The organism is Kineococcus vitellinus (assembly GCF_009906315.1).
Lineage (GTDB): Bacteria > Actinomycetota > Actinomycetes > Actinomycetales > Kineococcaceae > Kineococcus > Kineococcus vitellinus.
Genome location: NZ_JAAALL010000389.1, coordinates 1 through 3,284 on the forward strand (window position 1 = coordinate 1; position 3,284 = coordinate 3,284).

The following is a 3,284-nucleotide window of genomic DNA, read 5'->3' on the forward strand; positions in this document are numbered from 1 at the left end:
AAGACGTGAAGCCGCGCGGTCCGATCGAGATCGAAGCGGCTCGCCGTCTCACCGAGGACGGCACCCTCAAGGACGAGGCGAAGACCGACCCTCAGTGATCAACAGGTAACGCAACACCTTCTGAGGCGGCGGCACTCCCGGCGGCACCCCCGGCGGTGCGCGCCGGGGCCCTCAGCCGCCGGCGGCCTGCTGGAGCGCCCGCGCGAACGCGTCGACGGCGGCCCGCTCCGCGCGGGTGGTGAAGCGCAGCACCCGCCCCTCGACGGCCAGCTCCAGGCGCCAGCCGCCGCCCAGCGGCCCGCGCCGCGCCCGGACGCCGAGCGCGCCGACGCCGCTCAGCGGCACGGAGGCGACCGAGGGCCCGCCCACCAGCTGCGGCTGGCTCAGCCACAGCCGGGTGGCGCTGACGGCCAGGGCCCCGGTCCCGCCCAGCCCGGCGCGCGCTCCCGCGGCCAGCGGCAGCAGCGCGAGGGGGGTGTCGCCCTCCTGGCCCATCCGGCCGAGCAGGAGCGCGTGGGCGGGGTCGTCGCTGAGCACGCCCCCGTCCTACCGCAGCCCGGGCACCACCGGCGCCCGCAGCGCGTTGAGCGCGGCACCGGCGGCCGGTGGAGGAGGACCCGATGGACGCACCGGTGGTGCCGCGCGAGGTCGCGGACGCCGTCGCCCGCTTCCTGCGCGCCCGCAACGCCGACCCGCCGCCGCGCTCGGCCGCGGAGCGCCTGAGCGCGGTCGCGGTGGGGGAGCAGGAGGCGGACGAGGACCTCGTCCGCTCCTACGAGCAGGCGGTGCTGCTGGGGCGGACGCTGACCGCCGACAACCTGGCCTCGACCCTGCTGACGGCCGCGGCCCGCTACGCCGGGCACGCCGACTACCAGCCCGCCTGGCGGGAGTGGACGCCCTTCGGCGACCTCAGCGCCCCCGGCTCCGAGGACGATCACCGACGCGCGCCCGGTGCACCGGAACGGTAGAAACGGGGCCATGGTCAACCAGCACCGGGAACTCGAAGTGAAGTACGACCTGGCGCCGGGTGCCGACCTGCCGCCCCTGGTGCCGCTGCTCGCTCAGGTGGCCGGCGGTGCGCAGGCCGGGCTGAGCGAGGGAGAGGCCGGGGAGCACGAGCTGGAGGCCGTGTACTTCGACACCCCCGACCTGCGGCTGGCCGCCGCGCGGATGACGCTGCGCCGCCGCACCGGCGGCGAGGACGCCGGCTGGCACCTGAAGACCCCCGGCGGCGACGGCGCCCGCACCGAGCACCGCGTCCCCCTCGGGCGCGCGGTGCGCACGGTGCCGGTGGCCCTGCGCCGCATCGTCGAGGAGCAGACCGCGGGGCGGCAGCTCCTGCCCGTCGCGACGCTGAGCACCCGCCGGCGCGTGCGCACCGTCGTCGACGCCACCGGCCGCCGCCTGCTGGAGCTGGCCGACGACACCGTCGAGGGCCGCCGGCTGCTGCCCCTGGAGGGCTCGGGGCAGGCGGCGGGCGCCGTGCAGACCTGGCGCGAGGTCGAGCTGGAGCTCGTCGAGGGCGAGCGCGAGCTCTTCGACGCCGTCGACGCCGGGCTGCGGGCCGCCGGGCTGCGCGTCGCCGCGAGCCCCTCCAAGCTCTCCCGCGTCCTGGACGGCCCGCCGGCCGAGCCCGACAGCGAGCCCGACACCGACACCGAGCCCGACACCGGCACGGAGCCCGGCGCCGGTGCGGAGGCCGGGCCCGTCGCCGCCACCGAGGTGGAGAGCGTCGAGCAGGACGCGCCGGAGGGCGCGGAGGAGGCTCCCCGCTCGGTGGCGCGGCCCCGGCTGAAGGAGCTGTCGACCCGCTCGGCGGCCGGCGACGTGGTGCTGCTGCACCTGCACGAGCAGGTCGAGCAGGTGCTCGCCCAGGACCCGCGCGTGCGCCGCGACGAGCCCGACAGCATCCACAAGATGCGCGTGGCCACCCGCCGGCTGCGCAGCGCGCTGCGCACGTTCCAGCCGCTGCTGTCGGCCCCCACCAAGCCGCTGCGCGACGAGCTGCGCTGGCTGGCCGCCGAGCTCGGCGCCGCCCGCGACGCCGAGGTCCTGCGCGACCGGCTCGTGCGGGCCGTCGCCACGCTCGACGTGCCCGTCGAGGAGCAGCCCGCCGACCCCGCCGCGAGCGGCGCCGTGCCGGCGCTGGTGGCCGACCAGCTCGGCACCGCCTACCGCCGGGCGCACGACCGGGTGCTGGCCGAGCTGGACTCCGAGCGCTACCAGCGCCTGCTCGACGCCCTCCAGGACGTCGTGGAGCACCCGCGGTTCACCTCCCGGGCCCGCCGCCCCGCCGCGAAGGTGCTGCCCAAGCGGGTCGCGCGCACCTACGCCGCGCTGGCCGACCTCGTCGAGCAGGCCGAGCGCGCCCCCTCCGGCCACGAGCGCGACGAGCTGCTGCACGAGGCGCGCAAGGCGGCCAAGCAGGTGCGCTACGCCGCGGAGGCGGTCTCCACCGTCTTCGGCAAGGACGCCGTCCGCTTCGCCCGCGCCGTGACCGACGTGCAGGAGGTCCTCGGCGAGCACCAGGACTCGGTGGTGACCCGCCAGCGCCTGCACGACCTCGCCCGCGCGGCCCGCCCCGAGGCGGCCTTCGCCTACGGCCGGCTGTTCGCCCAGGAGGAGGTGCACGCCGCCGTCAGCGAGGCCGACTTCGAGGAGAGCTGGAAGGCGGCCAGCGCCAAGCGCCTGCACCGCTGGCTGCGCTGACCCCCGCCGACCGCCGGCCCCGCCCTCCTGCGGTGATCTTGCACGGTGTCCCGTGCAAGATCACCGCAGGAGGGGGGCGGACGGGGAGGCTAGGCGCTGAGCCGGTCGGTCGTCGCGGCGTCGCGCTCGCCGCCGAAGTACTTCTCCAGCACGGCCGAGAACGTCGGCTCGTCGGGGTCGGTCGCGGTGAACAGCGTCATCGAGCTGCGCAGCTTGGCCGCGTCGACGCCGCCGAACACCTCCTCGGCGTCGTCCCCCGGCAGGTCGAGCAGGGTGCGGGCGCACTCGCGCAGCCGGTTCCCGAGGACCGGGTGCGCCAGGTACGCCTGCGCCTCGTCGAGGCCGGAGAGGGCGTAGCGCACCGAGGTGGGGCTGGAACCCAGCCCCGCGATCTGCGGGAACACCCACCACATCCAGTGCGAGGTCTTGCGCCCGGCGCGCAGCTCCGAGACGGCGCCCTCGTAGGTGCCGTCCTGGGCGTCGACGAAGCGCTGCAGGTCGTAGCGGTCGCTGCTCACCGCCCCAGCCTGCACCGCGGCACCCGCGCGCGCACCCGCCCGCGCAGCCGCCCACCC

Annotated in this window: 4 protein-coding genes; 2 read left to right on the forward strand and 2 right to left on the reverse strand. The window is 77.2% G+C overall.

From position 1 onward, the window contains the following. Positions 1-171 precede the first annotated feature (171 nt). Positions 172-537: a hypothetical protein gene (locus tag GTQ99_RS21315; protein ID WP_166617701.1), complete on the reverse strand. Its 366-nt coding sequence runs from the start codon at positions 535-537 to the stop codon at positions 172-174. An 83-nt stretch (positions 538-620) separates the two neighbouring features. On the opposite strand from GTQ99_RS21315, the gene GTQ99_RS21320 reads away from it, so the two are divergent. Together GTQ99_RS21320 and GTQ99_RS21325 are read left to right on the forward strand one after the other, a co-directional pair. Next, positions 621-968, forward strand: a complete 348-nt coding sequence (locus tag GTQ99_RS21320; RefSeq protein WP_166617702.1) for a hypothetical protein — start codon at positions 621-623, stop codon at positions 966-968. Positions 969-978: 10 nt separating this feature from the next. Next, on the forward strand, positions 979-2,709 hold the full coding sequence (locus GTQ99_RS21325; protein ID WP_166617703.1) for a CYTH and CHAD domain-containing protein: 1,731 nt from the start codon (positions 979-981) through the stop codon (positions 2,707-2,709). Positions 2,710-2,798: 89 nt separating this feature from the next. Here GTQ99_RS21325 and GTQ99_RS21330 read toward each other — a convergent pair whose 3' ends face one another. Further along, on the reverse strand, positions 2,799-3,227 hold the full coding sequence (locus GTQ99_RS21330; RefSeq protein ID WP_166617704.1) for a DUF1810 domain-containing protein: 429 nt from the start codon (positions 3,225-3,227) through the stop codon (positions 2,799-2,801). Positions 3,228-3,284: the final 57 nt, after the last annotated feature.

Excerpts from the sequence above, each read along its gene's own strand:
- GTQ99_RS21320 (WP_166617702.1), top strand. The coding sequence starts at position 621 with ATGGACGCACCGGTGGTGCCGCGCGAGGTCGCGGACGCCGTCGCCCGC.
- GTQ99_RS21325 (WP_166617703.1), top strand. The coding sequence starts at position 979 with ATGGTCAACCAGCACCGGGAACTCGAAGTGAAGTACGACCTGGCGCCG.